General features: G+C 39.3%; 14 protein-coding genes. 2 read left to right on the forward strand and 12 right to left on the reverse strand.

The annotated features are described in order from the left end of the window. Nucleotides 1-110: 110 nt before the first annotated feature. The 9 genes from Q0688_RS23235 to Q0688_RS23275 all read right to left on the reverse strand — a co-directional run bounded on the left by Q0688_RS23235 (nt 111) and on the right by Q0688_RS23275 (nt 8,926). A complete protein-coding gene (locus Q0688_RS23235; protein WP_299082934.1) occupies nt 111-1,874 on the reverse strand; it encodes a VWA domain-containing protein in 1,764 nt (587 codons plus the stop codon). Between the two features lie 76 nt (nt 1,875-1,950). Next, nucleotides 1,951-3,237: a DUF3150 domain-containing protein gene (locus tag Q0688_RS23240; RefSeq protein ID WP_121638744.1), complete on the reverse strand. Its 1,287-nt coding sequence runs from the start codon at nt 3,235-3,237 to the stop codon at nt 1,951-1,953. 344 nt (nt 3,238-3,581) lie between these two features. Beyond that, nucleotides 3,582-3,797, reverse strand: a complete 216-nt coding sequence (locus tag Q0688_RS23245) for a hypothetical protein (protein WP_121638745.1) — start codon at nt 3,795-3,797, stop codon at nt 3,582-3,584. A 96-nt stretch (nt 3,798-3,893) separates the two neighbouring features. Continuing rightward, nucleotides 3,894-4,904, reverse strand: a complete 1,011-nt coding sequence (locus Q0688_RS23250) for a lambda-exonuclease family protein (protein WP_121638746.1) — start codon at nt 4,902-4,904, stop codon at nt 3,894-3,896. A 59-nt stretch (nt 4,905-4,963) separates the two neighbouring features. Further along, a complete protein-coding gene (gene bet / locus Q0688_RS23255; RefSeq protein ID WP_299082942.1) occupies nt 4,964-5,914 on the reverse strand; it encodes a phage recombination protein Bet in 951 nt (316 codons plus the stop codon). A 91-nt stretch (nt 5,915-6,005) separates the two neighbouring features. Continuing rightward, nucleotides 6,006-6,503, reverse strand: a complete 498-nt coding sequence (gene radC / locus Q0688_RS23260; RefSeq protein WP_121638748.1) for a DNA repair protein RadC — start codon at nt 6,501-6,503, stop codon at nt 6,006-6,008. Between the two features lie 138 nt (nt 6,504-6,641). Beyond that, nucleotides 6,642-7,277: a hypothetical protein gene (locus Q0688_RS23265; protein ID WP_121638749.1), complete on the reverse strand. Its 636-nt coding sequence runs from the start codon at nt 7,275-7,277 to the stop codon at nt 6,642-6,644. Between the two features lie 9 nt (nt 7,278-7,286). Beyond that, nucleotides 7,287-8,213 (reverse strand): AAA family ATPase, encoded by a 927-nt coding sequence (locus tag Q0688_RS23270; RefSeq protein WP_121638760.1) that lies wholly within the window; start codon nt 8,211-8,213, stop codon nt 7,287-7,289. A 287-nt stretch (nt 8,214-8,500) separates the two neighbouring features. Next, on the reverse strand, nt 8,501-8,926 hold the full coding sequence (locus tag Q0688_RS23275; RefSeq protein WP_162986046.1) for a hypothetical protein: 426 nt from the start codon (nt 8,924-8,926) through the stop codon (nt 8,501-8,503). Nucleotides 8,927-9,223: 297 nt separating this feature from the next. Between Q0688_RS23275 and Q0688_RS23280 the strand changes: the two genes are divergently transcribed. Beyond that, nucleotides 9,224-9,898 (forward strand): hypothetical protein, encoded by a 675-nt coding sequence (locus Q0688_RS23280; protein ID WP_240452983.1) that lies wholly within the window; start codon nt 9,224-9,226, stop codon nt 9,896-9,898. Between the two features lie 162 nt (nt 9,899-10,060). Then, nucleotides 10,061-10,912, forward strand: a complete 852-nt coding sequence (locus Q0688_RS23285; protein WP_121638668.1) for a hypothetical protein — start codon at nt 10,061-10,063, stop codon at nt 10,910-10,912. A gap of 41 nt (nt 10,913-10,953) precedes the next feature. Here Q0688_RS23285 and traN read toward each other — a convergent pair whose 3' ends face one another. The 3 genes from traN to Q0688_RS23300 form a co-directional block, all read right to left on the reverse strand. Further along, entirely contained in the window at nt 10,954-13,713 is a 2,760-nt protein-coding gene (gene traN, locus Q0688_RS23290; protein WP_299082952.1) for a conjugal transfer mating pair stabilization protein TraN, read from the reverse strand. A gap of 120 nt (nt 13,714-13,833) precedes the next feature. Continuing rightward, nucleotides 13,834-15,117 carry a Y-family DNA polymerase gene (locus Q0688_RS23295; protein WP_121638670.1) on the reverse strand — a complete coding sequence of 428 codons (1,284 nt, stop codon included), beginning with the start codon at nt 15,115-15,117 and terminating at the stop codon, nt 13,834-13,836. A gap of 109 nt (nt 15,118-15,226) precedes the next feature. Continuing rightward, nucleotides 15,227-16,327, reverse strand: a complete 1,101-nt coding sequence (locus tag Q0688_RS23300) for a hypothetical protein (protein ID WP_121638671.1) — start codon at nt 16,325-16,327, stop codon at nt 15,227-15,229. Between the last annotated feature and the right edge of the window lie 286 nt (nt 16,328-16,613).

The raw sequence follows: 16,613 nt of genomic DNA on the forward strand, positions 1-16,613 counted from the left end.
AGGGTCAGGACTAATCTACTTTTGTCCTTTTTGGGTGTATATAGTACGATTTGCACATATAGAAATTAAATACCCTCAAAAAGAGGGTATTTAATATTTTTCATTTCTTGTTATGCGGCTGGTGAAATCAAAGACTTCTCCATTAGCTTAAACAAAGTTTTCTTCAGATCGTTTACATCATTAATAAGTATATTGTTTGAAAAAAATCGATTAATGAAAGGTACATTAATACCAATCCCAATCATTTCAACACCACTACTCTCGCAAAGATCAATTACGTTTTTACATGATTTTTCGTTGTTAGGCGCACCATCAGTAATAACTATAATCATTTTTCGCTCTTCACGAACCTTACTTAACTCAAAAGCTGCATACCAGATAGCCTCTGCCATTGGCGTGCTTCCTTTTGGCCCAAGCATAAACTTACCCGCTTGATTAACAACGTTCTCACCATGCTTTACCACACTGTACACAGGCTCTCTGTTACCGCCCATGAAGTATGTTACAGCAGGATTAACCCCCTGAATTGGCTCTAACGCTAACGCTAGCGAAAGAGCAGACTCTCTAGCTACCTCATACATATACTTTGATGAACCCGTACTTTGGATGTTCATGGATGAACTCATATCGACTAATATATGCACAGCCGTGTTAGGGCGTTGCTTATCTGCCGGTGTGCGAAACACACGAGTATCACCATTCATAACTCGATAAAGGCTATTTGTATCTAAACGCTTTCCTGAACGTTTGTTTCTACTCCCAGTTCTTTGGCTTGCTTGAACTAAACCGTAGAGCTGATTACGTATTTTAGCAGATGAGCTTTTTACCGAAGTAAGCAACTCTTTCCCATTATCTTTAGGTGCGGGAACTGCCGTTCTTACCGAAGTATAACTATCCTCCCCATTCACTACCGCAAACTGTTCAAAGTCTGATTTTAATGACTTATGTGCATCTTTCAGCATATCGTCATCGCCGGCGCTCAATGTTTTGGTAATTACATCACGTAGCTTTTGTTGATCACTTTGGCTTTGGTTGTCACCTTGGCTTTGGTTATCACCTTGGCTTTGGTTATCACCTTGGCTTTGGTTATCACTTTGGCTTTGGTTATCACCTTGGCTTTGGTTATCACCTTGGCTTTGGTTATCACCTTGGCTTTGGTTATCACCTTGGCTTTGGTTATCACTTTGGCTTTGGTTATCACTTTGGCTTTGGTTATCACCTTGGCTTTGGTTATCACTTTGGCTTTGTTGCTCTTTATTTTCCTCATCTTTCAGCATTGCAATAATTTCATCTGCCAATACTGAAATCTCATGTGTTGATTGAGTATTCATAACTTTACGTAGTAAAGCATTAAGACGAACCACAACACCTTTCGGAAAAACATTTTCAAGTGCTGCCCTAGCTGTATCTAAATATGAATTTAGAACATCCTGACCAACTACTTGTGACTGTAACCAATACAGGCTAAAGGCTAGCAGTATTTGTGCGGGATGCTCATTATCTGAAACATGCTCATAATGACCAGCTTGGGCCATATATCGAGCAACCTCATTTAATGTCTGGGCAGTTCCCGGGTATATTTTTATCATTTCTCTTTCAATTCGACAGTCCTCTAGTATGTTAACTAAAGTGGAATGTAATCCAGGACGTCTTGATGTGTTGAAATCAGTAAATCTAACATGTGCAGCTTCATGAGCTAAATACCCCCAAACAGCATCCATATATGGATAACCCTCTGGAATGCTAGGCAAGTTAATTGACTTACCATCTGTACTAGCGGTATCGCCACCTATGCTAATTTTTACACCGAACTTTTCACCGTATGCAGCTGCTACGATTGGTAGTGCGCTATAAATTGTTTTACGTTTAGACATTGTATTCTCCTAGTTGGATGGCAAAGATGAAAGCCACCTATAAAGGTGGCTACATCTTTGAAGTTTATTTACTTGATTAAAAAAACGCGTCTTCGTCTTCGTCTTCAAAGTCAGGCATAACGACCTCTTTTTCACTCATTTCATCGGCATATACCGCTTCATGTGCGTACTCAGGATCTTTCTCTATTTCATAATCATTCACCTGCTCAGTTTCATGATTATTATTTGGGAGAGCACCACTTTCGTCCGAGGTGCTTTTCTCTGCAAATTGCTCAAAAAACTTATCTATATCAGCATCTAAGCTTTCAATGACAAGTTCGTTTTCATCTTTAGTTGAAGATAATAACGCTATATCTTCATTGTTAACTTTATCCAAGTTGGCCTCTTTACTCTCTTCTGTCGTTAGTGATTCATATAAAGGTTCGTTACTGCCTTCATTGGTTGAGTCATTAACTTTCTTGACTTCCGTATCAGCGCCAGATATTACACTGGGGGTTACTGAATCAGTCATGCCAGCCAAAGTTACAGCACCGTTAGCATATTCTTCAATACGCTGGCGATTACTCATAATAAGTACTGCTGCAACAACTTGATAAAAGAAAGCACCTTGAACAACTCGGCCTTGTGAGTGTTGCTCATATCCTCGCAAAGTTTCATCTAATAGATCAACTAACGGGGTTAATGAGCCATTTAAAAATGACAGGCCATCAACTTTGTCGCGAATCTTTTTCAGAGTAATGCGGGTTGCAACATTACATGTTACTCGGCCAGATAAATTTTTAGAGTAAAATTTATCTGCTTCATCAGTAACTTCATCCAAAAGATCTCGGCCAAGACTTTCAATTTTTCTGTCGAGGTTTTTTGCTGTTGGATCGTCATCATTTATTGGTTGGATCATGAAAACTTGATATTCAAATCCTATTCGTTTTTCTACTACAGATCTCGGTAACGCACCTGCACGAATAGCCATTTCATATTCTGGGTTTTCTGAAATCCATTCATTCACTGCAGCGTTATAACCGCTGAGGAAAGATTGTTTTAACGCTTCAAACTCGTGGTTTATTTCATTAAGTTTGAAACATATTTCATCTGATTTGCTAGCTGGCACAGCAAAACCATTCATAAATGGCATACCGTAAGCTAGTAATAATCGGCGTGTTTCTGTTTTCAAGCGATTAAAGCCTTTAAGCTTTGCTGGATCACAGATTTTTTTCGAGCCTAATTGGGCTACTTTTTCTGGAGGAATTTCCCCACCTTCACCAAGCTTAAAATCAGCTGCAGCAAGTCGGGTTTGTCCACTCCAAATGTCGAAATCTACGTGAATCACACAAAGATTTTCGAGGTGTTTAACTGTTTTACTCATGATGCTCTCCTAAATGGATATAGGGGCGCACCAGATCCCCTGCGGGCTCGATGCGTCCCGTTGGGATGGTTGTTAATGTTTATATACTGTTTATTTATAGAAGCCAGTTACCTCATTTTCACCCATAAGTGGGTAAAACTTGTTCTAAAATAACTTATTCAAATCATGAATAGGCCATAAGGTTTTGTATTGTAAATCTTACTTCTTATGTTAAGTGTAAGCTAAGCTGTTTCCGCCCATTTCGGGAGTAAACTTATTTATTTCGGCTATTCCTCCTTTCCCATGCAGACTAAATTTGTTCATCATGGGAAAGGGAGCGTATGCCCCCAAACTAATTTTATTAACTATTTGATGCCTTCTAGGCTTAAAGTTGCTTCATCGACCAGTTGCTGATTGACAATTGTAGTGCCAACCCAGCCGATACAAGCTTCACCCGCCATTTCCATATTTGAGTTCCCGGATATGTCGGGCTCAACTAAGATAACCTTGACTGGTATTTTAGAAGAGGCTAAAACATCAAATTGACCATTTTCATTTTGCTTCACAATAATAGTGTTCATTAAATTACCTCATTGTATTATTTAAACAAAGGGTAACTCCCCTCCGGGTGTTACCCTTTGGGTTAATGTAAGTTTTTTATAAACTAGGTAAGCCTTTTAAAAATAAAATGACTCTGCTTTTTCACTCATGTTTTGAAGAGGTGCAAGTACCGCCTCATCGACTACATAGCGTGGATTAATAGACTCACTTACCGTTACTCGGCAACGCTCATCAGATTTTCCTCTATATGTCTCGATATCATCAGGTTTGATATTAGATGCTTTTTCTTCAAGTAATTTTTTGTAGTTTACACGGCCACTAACTTTATACCTTGTAACCATTAAACCACCGTAGTCAGCTTGTAGGTATCCTCCCATTAGTGACTTCATATCTTTGAGTAACGGTTTCTGTTTCTCACTGAGTTCACTCAATCGCTTTTTCAACTCTTGGGCTTCAGCTTCATAGATTCGATACTCTTCAGCTGCACTAATCCAGCGCTCGGCTTCTTTATGTTTAGGGATATACAAATCACGTTCAGGGTCTTTTTCAGGCTCTTGACGTTTTTGCACTTGCTCCCAAAACTTTTCAGCTTCCACCAGCAGTTGCTTGTGCATAACATCATCGCGATTAATAACAAAATCACGAATTTCACCGTTATACCAAAATACTAACCAACCACTCTTTGCGCCGGTTACAAGTAATTGGTGCTGAACTTGAACATAATAAAGTTTATAGGGATCGCTATTTGCACCGTTTGCACAAACATCATTCCATACGCTTTCACTTGGGCATTTTAACTCTACCGGTTGATTCTTACTATTAAGTCCATCTAACGAAGCTCTTAGTAGTGAGTTTTTAACGGATTGAACACATGCAGGTAAAAGTAAGTCGTTATATTTAGCTTCAAAAGCCTGGCGAGCTTTATCTTCATTTACAACCCCTTTGCGTACTAGTGGGTTTAAACTAAGATCAACTTCTTTAGCATAGCCAGTTTTTTCGGCCCAAAGACGCCATTTAGTTTTGTAGGGTGAGCGATTAATTAAGATAATAGCATCAGTAGCAGTTAATCCACCTTTTCGCCACTCTAACCAATCATCATCTCGTTGAGATAAATTTACGATTTTCATACTGCTCTCCTTTAATTAAAGAGAGATCCCCCCTTTCGGGAGGAAGCTCCCGAGGGGGGTTAAGCGTTTTCCTCAGCAAAAAAATTATCTTCTTCGGGGGAAAACTCTTGTTCTTGGGGTTGGTGAATGTTTTCATCTTGATTTGAAGTTTCAATAACTTCATCCTCGACCTCTACATCACTTGCTCCAATGACTTCCATTTCTCTGTTTTGCAGATATTTGGTTGCATACTCTAGCTCAGCACCATGAAAGCGCTCTTCGCTATATTGGTAGGCTGCACTCCAAGCATTTTGCTTTTCTGCGCGTTCCGCCAATTGTTTTAAAAGTGGATTCAATTGCTTGAACTCTACTTGCATTGCATTTGATGAATTGCTGCCTTCCTCAATTGTAGCCTGAGGTTGGGTAAGCACTACATCTCCCATATCTTTTATGCGCTCAGCTTCGTCTTGGTCGTAGATACCTCCAAAACCAAAAGCGATACGTGAACACTGAATTATACCCTTATGACGAAGCTGTCGCTTCGTATGTGTCTGCCATGGGCCATCTACTACATAAGACCCATTACGACCATTTCCTTTAAATGGAGCTCGATAAACTTCATCTAGGTACTCTCTGATTTTTATTGGCCGTGCTCTATCTTTACGATAAATAATAGCATCTATCCATTCAGGGCAATCTACTTTGGCACCATCCATTCTGACCATTTTGTCTGAATACACAAACTCAATACCGTCATATTCTGGGTGATCATTGATTATACGACTCCAACCATCAACACCCACAACAGGGATAATGCCATTTTGTTTATCGGGAAAAGCATAAATTTCACGAGTAAAAGGGTTTAGGTTATATTGCTCAGCAACAATCAACAAAGTCATCATCTGCTCGTTGGTTGGCGCGCTCCCATCCTTTTGTTTGAATGCAGTAGCTTTTAATGTATCAAAAAACTTCGTGCTATCCACACCGTATCGAGTTGCAATACGAGTAACTAAAGATTTATTGTCTTGCATGGTATTTCTCCTAGTTCTTTCATAGAACAGATTGAATTAGGGCACCATTCCCCTAACGGGAATAACGCCCCGTTAGGGTTAAAATTAAACTTTAAATCAAGCCGCGTTCAGCAAAAGATACCGTTGACTCAGTACCAACTATAATGTGGTCTAAAACCTCCACATCTATGAACTTGAGTGCATTAATAATCTTTGTAGTTATGGCTTTATCGCTTGTTGATGGTTCAGCTAAACCACTTGGGTGGTTATGACAGAGAATCAACTTACTGCTATTTTTATTCATTACCGATTTAATTATTTCACGAGGGTAAACGCTCGCTGAAGAAATTGTTCCGGTAAATAACGTTTCCAACTCGATAACCCGATGCTGGCTATCAAGGTGAATCATGGCAAAAACCTCTTTCTCTTCAGTAGCATATATAGCCTGAAGATAATCAGTTACTGCACTTGGACTATTAAACATAGCCCCTTTCTTTAACTTATTTCTAGCTAGCTTTATTGCTAGCGCAATAATTTCATCTGCATCCAAAGAACCCGTAATTTGGTACTTACCAGGAACGTCAGTTACTTTTAAATTTGATATATTCATATTGTATCTCCAAAAAAGTTGTTTATAGAGATACAACTACCCCGCAGGGAATGTATCCCTATAGGGTGTATGTGCCAAAATTATTAAATGTTAATTTGGCACTTATTAAGGAAGAGAAAAAATTCTCAATTTATATTTTTAAAAATAACAATCTTCTATGTCTGTGTTGGCACCTTGCCAATCAAATATTTCAGTTGTTAAATTTAACTTTGCGGCATCACTACGAACTTCACTGTAGTTAAACCCCATCGACTCTATTACGTTTTCTAGCGAGCTAAACTCTGAGTAAATAATAGAGCTGCCCTTGTCATCACAAATATTAACTAATTCATTGCTAACACTTTCCCACTCTTCATGAAATCGCTTTTGCAAGTGAATCATCATAAGAAAAGGCTTGTGACCATGAGCATTAGTTATTTCACCTGCACCCTCAAGTGTTTTTGGGTGTAGTGTGTTTTCTTTATTAGATGAACAAACTTTGAGCTTAAAACCACTCTCTGTTGTTATAGCTTCTATTGGTTCATCTTCAGTGCTTACTCCAACATTGCATCCTAAAGCTTTACCGCTTTTACCAAGAACTCCAATGATAAAGCCAAGAAGAAGCCTTTTCGCTTCTTCTCCTTTTAAAGCTGTAGGTGGAGATATATGCCAATTAATTGTGCTATATGCACGATTATCCACATCAAGCTTGAGTGCGTTTACCATTGCCTCATCCAAATCATCTGGCTGAAGTTTTGGTTCAAGCTGTTCTAATGCGACAGACTTGGTGTTCATACAATCCCCTTAGCGCCATTGTTCGCCAAACACATCCTTCGATATACGAAGAATCGCCTCACTTTCTTCATTAGAAGACCGGGTTAGCAGTGCTTGTTCCAATGCATACTTAAGTGTATTGGGAGCTCCACGAAATTGAAGTGAAAGCTTTGCCCAACGTACAAGTGTACGAGTTGACATAGTTACACCAATTTCTCCATCATCACCGCTCTCACCCATGAAAAGCCTACGAATTTCATTGGCAGTTTTAACCATGCCTTCTCGAATGCTTTCATTTAGAGTTGGTGCTACGCGACTGAGAATATCCATCTCAGTAGCAGGTTCTGCATAACCTACTTTAATGAATCTATAACGATCCATTGCAGCGATGTTTTGCATCATTACACCCTGATATCTACCTGTTGGATCACCAGACCCTGTAGAGTTACCAGTAACCACAACACGAAACATTGGGTGCGGTTTGATTATTTCACCACCATTCTGAGATATAACCAAGGGGCGTCCTTCCAGTACATCGTTTAGACCTGAAAGTTCTGCTGGGTCAGCCAAATCAATCTCATTAATGAGGAGGATTTGACCATGTTTCATAGCGGTAGCAAGTGGGCCATACATGAATTTCATGATAGGTGCTTCACCGGGCTTTGGAGAAATTAAAGCATGGTGCCCTACTAAGTCTGCTAGCTCCATACGACCATTAGCCGTAATTTGCTGAACAGGCCAAGATAGGCGTGCTGCTATTTCAGTAATGCCTGATGTTTTACCGGAACCAGTAGGCCCGGTAACATATAGTGCATCTCCGAAAGGTTTTTTTAGAAAAGCAGTGACTTCTCTAATCAACTCTTTACGGAAAATGTAATTATCATCTTTTGAAGGTATAAAGGGATCTGAAGATGGTGCGTAACCAAGTGTAGTTACTTCCTGTGGTACGCTATTCATTTCAAATGCTTTACGGATTGAGTATTTAACAATCTGTGTCATGGTGTTCTCCTAGTGTATTATTAGGCGCACCAATCCCACAGGGCTTGATGAGCCCATGATGGGTAAGTTTATTTAATATTTATTTGCTGTTTGTTTGAGGAGGCCAGCTACCTCACTTTCATTCTCATAACGAGAACAAAAATCTTTTTTCTAATGGTTTTATTTTCCATTGGGAAAAAGACTTTTAGACTGTATCGCTTCACAACTCTTAAATTATAAAGGAGGGGATACCCCTCCTTTATATACTACCAAATAAGTGCTCCCCCTTTGCGAAGACAAGTTGGCGTGTCATAAACAGACCAATCAATCTCAGGGTTATTGCTTACAGGTTTAACTTCTGCTTCTTCAACTGGCAAAGCATGAGTCTCTTCTTTAATAACGGCCTGTTCAAACCGTGCTGCAAGCTTGGTTACTGCATTAACTATTTTGCTGACTATGAATTTAACCCGAAACCTACACGCATTGAATAAACGCAATGTATAAGCTAAAAAGCTCTTCAATGCTTTTAGCAGTATGCGTAACGTAGGTACAAAGATACGTTTCAATAGAAAGACAATAGCTTTATTTAGTTGTTTGCAAAGATAAACGAATGATTGCGCAAAAGCCCAACCACAAATACCGATGATTCCAACTGTTACAGTAAGTGCTACAACAAATATAATAAATTGCATGGTGATAACTCCAAATTTTAAAAGGAGCATCACCCATACCTGGGAGTGCTCCCAGGTGGGAAGGTGTAAAACCTACGCCATACGGCGTATTCTTTTTAAGTTGCTATTTGTTTTTGAAGGCTAGCTACCTTATCCAGCCGATAAACGACTAAGAAACTTAACTATACATCAAAATTATTTAAGGTAAAACGCTACTTCTGTCCATTTTGGGCGCAAAGCGACTTTATGTTGGGTGTCAATTCATCCTAATCTTTAGCTGCGTTTACTAATTGTCCCAATTCAAAATGGAGAAATATCATGGCAGAAGAAATTAATGAATTAAAGCAGCAGCCTCAATCAGAGCGCCAAATGTACTCAAGACCTGTTTTTCGTCAAAATATGATTGTAAATAGTCTTCAAGCGCAGAGAGTTATGGCACGTAGCTTTGATCGTGTATCGAATGCTTTATTTTCACTCGATGTAATACTTCGTATTATAGGTGACTTGAAAGAAATCGACCAAGTTGAGGAAGTTATTCACGGCCATATAGATAAAGTCGCTGAAGATATGAAGAAGGCACTAGATCAGTTATCTAAAGTAATGGCTGATAATGGCATTGAAGATACTCCTGGTTATAGCGCCCCTGTTACATACCCTATAGAGATCACATCACCACAGGTTGCACAGTTTGCGCACCTTATTAGAAGCCTAGATAAGCTGATGAGCATAGTTGACACTCTTTGGTTGAATACAGTGCTAACTAGTCAGCAGCGTTCTGATGCAACATATGAGTGGCAGCAGCGTTTAATTAAGCTTGCGGGTCGCATTATAGGCATGGAAAAGCGGGCTCGCATTTCAGCTCACTCTAAAGGTAAAGATGAAGAAGTTGCAGAAGCAGCTCCTGAACAAGAAACAAATGACGTAGAGCTATCAAGTGAAGCTGAATCCACCAGCAAGACTTCAACAAACATGCAAGAAGAAGTCTCAGCGTAAAAAGTTAAAATAATACAACCATCCCAACCAAAAACCCCTTTCAACCAAGGGGTTTTATTTATTCACTTCCCCAGGTTGCATTTTTTTTTACTGTGATAATATTGAAGTAATTAAAAAATAACCTTTAAGAACATCTTATAAAATAAAGCGGAGCTATATAGTATGAGTACATTTAAAACCCTAGCAGCCTTTCTAGCTGTATCTGCATTGTCTGGTTGTGCTACATCAACAACACCTATGGAGTATATGAACAACCATAGCGAAGCTTATAACATTGCTCATGCCGGTGGTTTAGTAACTGATATAAAGGATACTTACGTTCCTGCGGATAGCGTTGGCTCTATCACTGAATCAATGCTTAACCTAGGTTTTGTTGCTGGTGGATATGGTAGCCCCCAATTAGGAATGACTAACTGGCAAACTGCTGGGGTTCATCTTCTGGGGAATTTGCTTGAGCCTGACTCTCATGGGGCAAGAAATAGTCTTATAGCATGGATGCCAGCTTCAGAAGCTAGTTCGACTGAAGAAGCTCAAGAAAAATTTCTTTCACATGTGAAAGTTTCTATTGAAAAAGTCATGGTTGAATTAGGTCTTAAACATGAAACCATTTACGATCAAAATGGGAAGCTATCTATTTACTTTATAAAAGATGAATGGAACTGCCCGGAGTATTCCCATGGTATTACAGATATTTCAGACTTGTGTGAAGTTAGCGTGGAGACTTATGAGCCGTACAAGGCAATTTCTCCATCATTCATCAGTGGTATTGAATCTGAGAGCTATATTTTTTCACCCAACGATGGGCGAGATTTTCATAATTTAAACTTGATTACCAATAAAAAAAGTAGTGTTCCAGAAGATGAAATTTACACGAGTATTAGTGAAGAGCTTTCAAGTTGGACTTATATTTATATTGCACCCAAAAAAGTAAAAATGAAAAATGGCGAAACAATAAACTACCCGTACATTTTAAATAAAGGTCAAAAAAAGTTATTTATAACCCCAAAAAAATAAAAGCAAAAAAAACGGGTCATCATGACCCGTTTTTAATTAGTTTAACCTCCCCCGCCTGGGTTTACATTAAATTTATCCATAGCTTCTTTTCTCTTAGCATCAATATCTATTCCTTCCAATCGCTCCAGAGCGCGTTCATCCGCAGGTAATCTATCACCTTTTATATTAAATATATTGCCTGAGCCAGTTAGTTCATCCATTGTTAAATCACCGGCTTCAGGGAATTGCCCATTCTGTTGTAATATAGCTAGCCACTCATCCAGGTCTATTTGTGACCAGTCTATTTCTGCTATTTTATCAAGAGGCACACCGGCGCAACTAGGTTCCAATGCTGTTCCAAAATCCAATCCTAGTTGTGGGCGTACTTGCTCCTGTATTATTCTTGATAACGGAGAGTTAAAGCAGCAATACGCTTGATGCTTCTCAACACAGACACCAAGCGCTTTTGATTCGCAATATGATCCAACGTAAGTACAACTATCTGTCGCTCTCTTTGCGTTCATTTCAAGCTCCTCTGGTTCACATGCGTAAACCATTTGAATAACTGCAATTGCAACTACGTAGGCAGTGTAGACATTCATAGCCCCCTTTAGCATTGACGCTGCTTGTTTTGCCATTTCCTCGGATGCTTGTTTTGCTGCTTTGTTAGCTGCGGCTGATGCAGCTGCTTCCGTACTTTTATCTTCTATAAGGTTGCCCATTATTTCTTGGAGCATTTCTTGAGCTTTTTCCTTTAGCTGATCCATAAGCTCATCCTTTAACTCTTCAATTGGAGAGAAGAAATCACCTACCGCACCTGAAATGTTATCCATGTAACTCGTAAATGGAGATGATACGTCTGACCAAGCATTCATAACCGGTTCGCGCAAACTTTGATAAGAGCTTTTAATTATGTTGTCTTTGCCAAGCGATAATATGGCCCCATCCAACTTTGGTACTTGGCTAATCATCATCAAATAATCCGACATATTTATATTCTTTGGCTTTTCACAGCAATCTGAAACTCCACCAACCGCTATTTTGCAAGTTCCAGCCTTTCCTGCAAAAGCAGAGCAACCCAAGTCTATGTTTTCATCGCCACCCTCTTCAGTGGCCCCGCCAGTACACTCCATATCCTGTGTCATGAACTGAGCTGCATTTAATAAAGCGGTTGCTTTAGCAAAGTTATCTGCTTGATTTTGGGTTGCGTTAGGATCAAGGCAGTCATCTCCCATACACCTAATGGGGCCCGAGCATTGGTATTCGGTATTCTTTTCTACGGTTTCAGCTGTTACAGTACTACCACAATCCCATATTTCTTCTTTTACGTAGCAAGCTCCAGACTTACCCGCCGCACCATCAACACAGGTAGAGCTTATAAAGCCACATTGAGGATTATCTTCAAATTCAGTACATGTGTTTAAAATGTTACCCTCGTTGTGGGGGCATTGCTCATTGCCGTTAATATCAATCCAACAATCCATTTGCCCTACATTGAAATCGCACTGCATAGCAGATAACTGAAGTTCGGTTGCTAAGTTAGGTATCCCCTCAATTGGCGATGGAGTCATAGCGTTTGCAAAAGCGTCACCTGGGCATATTTGAATACCATTTGAAATTATGCATGCTTCATTCGTTTTGGCACCGGCAGTGATGCTTAAATTGCCTTCACAAAAGCTATCGTTAACCTTTTTGGCATCTTCTATACATGAGTCTGTTGACCACTCATTACCCTCAAATGTTTTTATTTGATATTGGAATTTTCCTCCTAGGGTAAACTTAAGATCATCATCTTTAGTTGAGTCTTGTATTTGTATCCTGCCCACAAGTCCATTTTCACAACTAGGTGCCTGTATATCTCTATACATAACCGTACTATCTGGTGTTCCTGGTATACCGTGACTAACCCAATCCCACGCAGCAACATACTCACTATATGAGACACCTATGTCGCTACAAACGCTATCGTAATCAAGCTTAGGTACTTGCCCAGCAAACTGAATACCATCCGTAGGAGCTATTGTTTTCCAAGTCCCTTTAGTTAATTCAAACTCAACTGTAAGCCATGTTCGGCCTTTAGCGGCAAAAAACACATCTACTGTTTCACTTTTAGTCTTTATATTGTTTCTTATTTTACAATCGCCGGATGGCTTAATAATTCGATCACATGTTTCATATTCTGGGTTATGCAGTTCCATTCCAACTTTATCGAACTTTGTTTCAACAGAACAATCTCCAAAGCCTTCAGCAATTATATCTATATTATCGAAGGTTTGATTTGTTTGCCCCATCATAGGATCGGTTTTAAAATCCGGTTTGGCTAGGCTTGATGTGTCTACAAGTATTTTATAAGCAGCTCCCGATATACTCGGCGTTCCACTATTAGCATCTCCCCACAAGCTGCTTTTTGCTCCACTACCTGCTTTATCCATATCTTCGTCAGAATTAAATACTCCTTTTATTTGATTGATATCAGGCTCTAACCCATCAGCGAAGTACTCATTCTTAGATTCGGTATTTGCTGGATTACTACCGGGATACAAACTTTGGACGTCAAACTGGCTTGTTGCATCATATTTTAATGAACCATCATCATTTCTTGTAGGTACTGTTATTTTCCCATTTTCAACTTTTGTTGGTGTGTTCTTAGCTTCACTACCTAGCTCTTTTCCAAGAACCTGGCCCTCTCTCCCTAGCTGACTTAAAAAGTCATGAACCTCTACTGGTGGTGATTCCTGGGCAATGCCATGAAACGGCATTGCTGTTGTTGTGAAAGCAAGCATACAGCTGATTACTTTCATCAGGCGTGGGGAATTTCTCATTAAGCCCTCGTGTATTTTAATTATTACATCTTGCAACTTTACCCATTAATTGAGCAATAGCAGCACGCGTAATTGCCTTTTTAGGGCACAACTAAGAAATAACATTCGGGATTTCTGTGTTTATTTTGCAAATACAAGGGGTAAATCATTGAGGTTCGTTGTATAGGATTTGGGGGCTAGATCTGCTTTGGGCTTCCAGTCTTGCTTAAAACCCTGAACGCCAAGTTTGATTGTGTTATTGCCAAACTTACTGTTTATTTCATCGCTTACTTTGGTTTTTTCATCTATGCTCAATACGGATGTTTCATTAAATAAACTGAGTTGTTGGTGGTCACTTGTTGATATTAATTGATTAAAAACAACGCCTACTTTTTTAAATCGATAACCCTTCTCGTATATCTTTTCTAAACCAAACATAGCGTATTTAATAAGCACCCCCGTATTTGCGCTGTGAAATGGTAGCGTTACCTGTATGTTTTTGTGAAGCTGTGGTGTCGATTCTCGGAAACCATCTGTTGAAATAAAAATATTTATGGTAGATGTAAATAGCTCAAAGCGCCTAAGCTTTTCCGCGCCTTTTGATACATGGCAAGATAGTGCGCTTTTAAGCTCATTTAATTCTGAGACAAGCTTCCCCATGCTTGCAGACACACAAATGCTATCTCGGCTTAAGTTCAAATCTTTAAGCTCAATCGCGTTTATTCCGTTTAACTCTTGGATGGTTCGAGACAACACAACTCCAAACTTTTTTTTCGCCTCTGTAATATTATAGTTCTTTAACTCTAAGCCAGTATTTATACCTAATTCAGAGAGTTTTTTGGAGGTTTTAGCCCCAACTCCCCAGATATCTCGTGTAACAACTTTATTCAGAACCCAATCAACTTTTTCAGCTGTATCAAGCACAGCCACACCATGAGTTTTTGATTTCCATTTATTAAGTTTTGCAGCATGTGAACCTAGCTTAGCTAAAGTTTTTGTGTGCGCAACACCGACACCTACGCCAATCCCTAAGTTTCTAGCAAGTGTTTCTTTTATTAGATAAGCATATGCCTTTGGATCTGGTGCTATTATTGGATTTATACGGCCAAAACATTCATCAATGCTATAGCGCTGATTATCAAAGAGTAATTCTTCTAATTCTGCGTGAAAGCGATTACTCATATCACCGAATAAAGTGAAGTTACTACCCCAAACCTGACCGTTTTTACTTTGAATTAACTCTTTAATTTGAAAGTATGGTGCGCCCATTTTTATGCCAAGATCTTTCATTGCTTCGTTGCGGGCGATAATATTGCCTTGGTTTGAGCTTAGTACTCCGAGCGGAGTAGAATTGATATCGTATTGTGGGTTAAATAGCTGGATAAACGATACGTAAGCTGCATTAATATCACATAAAACCCACATTAAAAAACCTGATTACGCATAATGGATCGGAGGTTCAGTGCTATGAAAGACTTTTTAATCTCAGGTGGAGTAATATTGAGTGGCTTACTTGAGCCACTGATTGAGTGGCTTACTTGAGCCACTGATATACCCATCCATCAGCGATTAAGGTCTGTTTGATTTTTGCTTTATCTTTGCGACTGGCACGATTGTAGATTGATCGGATCTCTTGCTCAAAGCTATCTTCATTAAACCCACGTTTAATTGCTTTTTGATACCACTCATGCCCTTGAGCAATATCTCCCAAGATCATCTTACATGCACCAATTAGAGTGCATGGGCGGTAGTCTTGTTTAGTAAGTTCATGAGCTTGAGTACCAAATTTGATCGCCTTATCAAGCATGTTTAGATCACGCTTTACCCCACCACTTGTGGTTAAGAGAGCCGATTTCAGGCTCTTGTTGCCATTTGCGAAATTGAATGGGAAGTTTTTATTAACCAGATCGACCGCAATTTTAGGCTTCCCAGCCTTTCGGTAATCAGCAATAGCATTCACGAGATTCCAAGGTTTCTTTGTTTCTTCCCATTTGCGCTTTGTTAGTTCAGCTCGATTCAGGTAGTACAGTCCACTTATATATTGATTTTCAAAACCTTTATTAATTAACCATAAGTAATCGCTCTCAGAAATTGTTTGCCCTTTGGTCAATAAATCGAGGGTTTTTGCGGCTTTGGAGCGTCTTCGTATCTTAACTATCTCTATCGATGGAAAATCAATGTAGTCCCTTTCATATTGAGCTTTTCGCTCCTTAAACATCTTTTCTGATGCTTCACCCCTCGCTTGCAGCTTTTGCTCTTGAATCTGGCGTTGTTCATTTCGTTGTTCTTCGGGAGTTTTGCTTCCGATAGAGATATGCTTTGAGAGCAGGGAATTAATCATTTCACAATCACCTACGAACTCACCACCGTTTATCGCTATCCTCTTTTTAGCTGAAAGTTTTAAAGGCATTAACTTCAAAGGTAGTGAATAAGGCGATTCAAGTTGGGGATCAAGAAGCAATATCAAAGCCTCGGTGTACTCTTCGCCCATCAGTTTGGATATGTCATTAATCTCATTCATTAGGCACTCTTGATCACTGGAAGCAGCAATGCTCTTTTCTATCAATTCTAACCAGCCGTAATGGAGCGGGAACTGGGAGCGAGAGAACAAATTTTTTACTTTGCTGAGTGGCATGTGAGTTAATTCCTTGAGTGAATGATGAACAGCCTTGTTCATGTAAGTCATTAGAAATAGGTGACAAAAAATGTACAATAAAGTGACATTTCAATTTAGCTGAAAGTTATAAGTAATCAGGTTAAAAAATACTTATAGCGCTTGTTACTACACCCCAGATAACACTGTTTTCCCATGTGTTATCATCGTCAAACTCAACAATAATTGGTTCATATTCTGGGTTTGAGCTTAGAAATATTGCCCTCCTATTGCCATAATCTAACTTTAAACGCTTTACAACAAACTC

Origin of the sequence: uncultured Paraglaciecola sp. (assembly GCF_937123705.1) — a bacterium.
Taxonomy (GTDB): Bacteria; Pseudomonadota; Gammaproteobacteria; order Enterobacterales; family Alteromonadaceae; genus Paraglaciecola.

What these genes read in the sequence shown, in the direction of transcription:
- bet (WP_299082942.1), bottom strand. Translation starts at nt 5,914, where the DNA reads ATGCAAGACAATAAATCTTTAGTTACTCGTATTGCAACTCGATACGGT.
- Q0688_RS23240 (WP_121638744.1), bottom strand. Translation starts at nt 3,237, where the DNA reads ATGAGTAAAACAGTTAAACACCTCGAAAATCTTTGTGTGATTCACGTA.
- Q0688_RS23235 (WP_299082934.1), bottom strand. Translation starts at nt 1,874, where the DNA reads ATGTCTAAACGTAAAACAATTTATAGCGCACTACCAATCGTAGCAGCT.
- Q0688_RS23265 (WP_121638749.1), bottom strand. Translation starts at nt 7,277, where the DNA reads ATGAACACCAAGTCTGTCGCATTAGAACAGCTTGAACCAAAACTTCAG.
- Q0688_RS23275 (WP_162986046.1), bottom strand. Translation starts at nt 8,926, where the DNA reads ATGCAATTTATTATATTTGTTGTAGCACTTACTGTAACAGTTGGAATC.
- Q0688_RS23285 (WP_121638668.1), top strand. Translation starts at nt 10,061, where the DNA reads ATGAGTACATTTAAAACCCTAGCAGCCTTTCTAGCTGTATCTGCATTG.
- Q0688_RS23295 (WP_121638670.1), bottom strand. Translation starts at nt 15,117, where the DNA reads ATGTGGGTTTTATGTGATATTAATGCAGCTTACGTATCGTTTATCCAG.
- Q0688_RS23245 (WP_121638745.1), bottom strand. Translation starts at nt 3,797, where the DNA reads ATGAACACTATTATTGTGAAGCAAAATGAAAATGGTCAATTTGATGTT.
- Q0688_RS23250 (WP_121638746.1), bottom strand. Translation starts at nt 4,904, where the DNA reads ATGAAAATCGTAAATTTATCTCAACGAGATGATGATTGGTTAGAGTGG.
- Q0688_RS23280 (WP_240452983.1), top strand. Translation starts at nt 9,224, where the DNA reads ATGGCAGAAGAAATTAATGAATTAAAGCAGCAGCCTCAATCAGAGCGC.
- Q0688_RS23270 (WP_121638760.1), bottom strand. Translation starts at nt 8,213, where the DNA reads ATGAATAGCGTACCACAGGAAGTAACTACACTTGGTTACGCACCATCT.
- radC (WP_121638748.1), bottom strand. Translation starts at nt 6,503, where the DNA reads ATGAATATATCAAATTTAAAAGTAACTGACGTTCCTGGTAAGTACCAA.
- traN (WP_299082952.1), bottom strand. Translation starts at nt 13,713, where the DNA reads ATGAGAAATTCCCCACGCCTGATGAAAGTAATCAGCTGTATGCTTGCT.
- Q0688_RS23300 (WP_121638671.1), bottom strand. Translation starts at nt 16,327, where the DNA reads ATGCCACTCAGCAAAGTAAAAAATTTGTTCTCTCGCTCCCAGTTCCCG.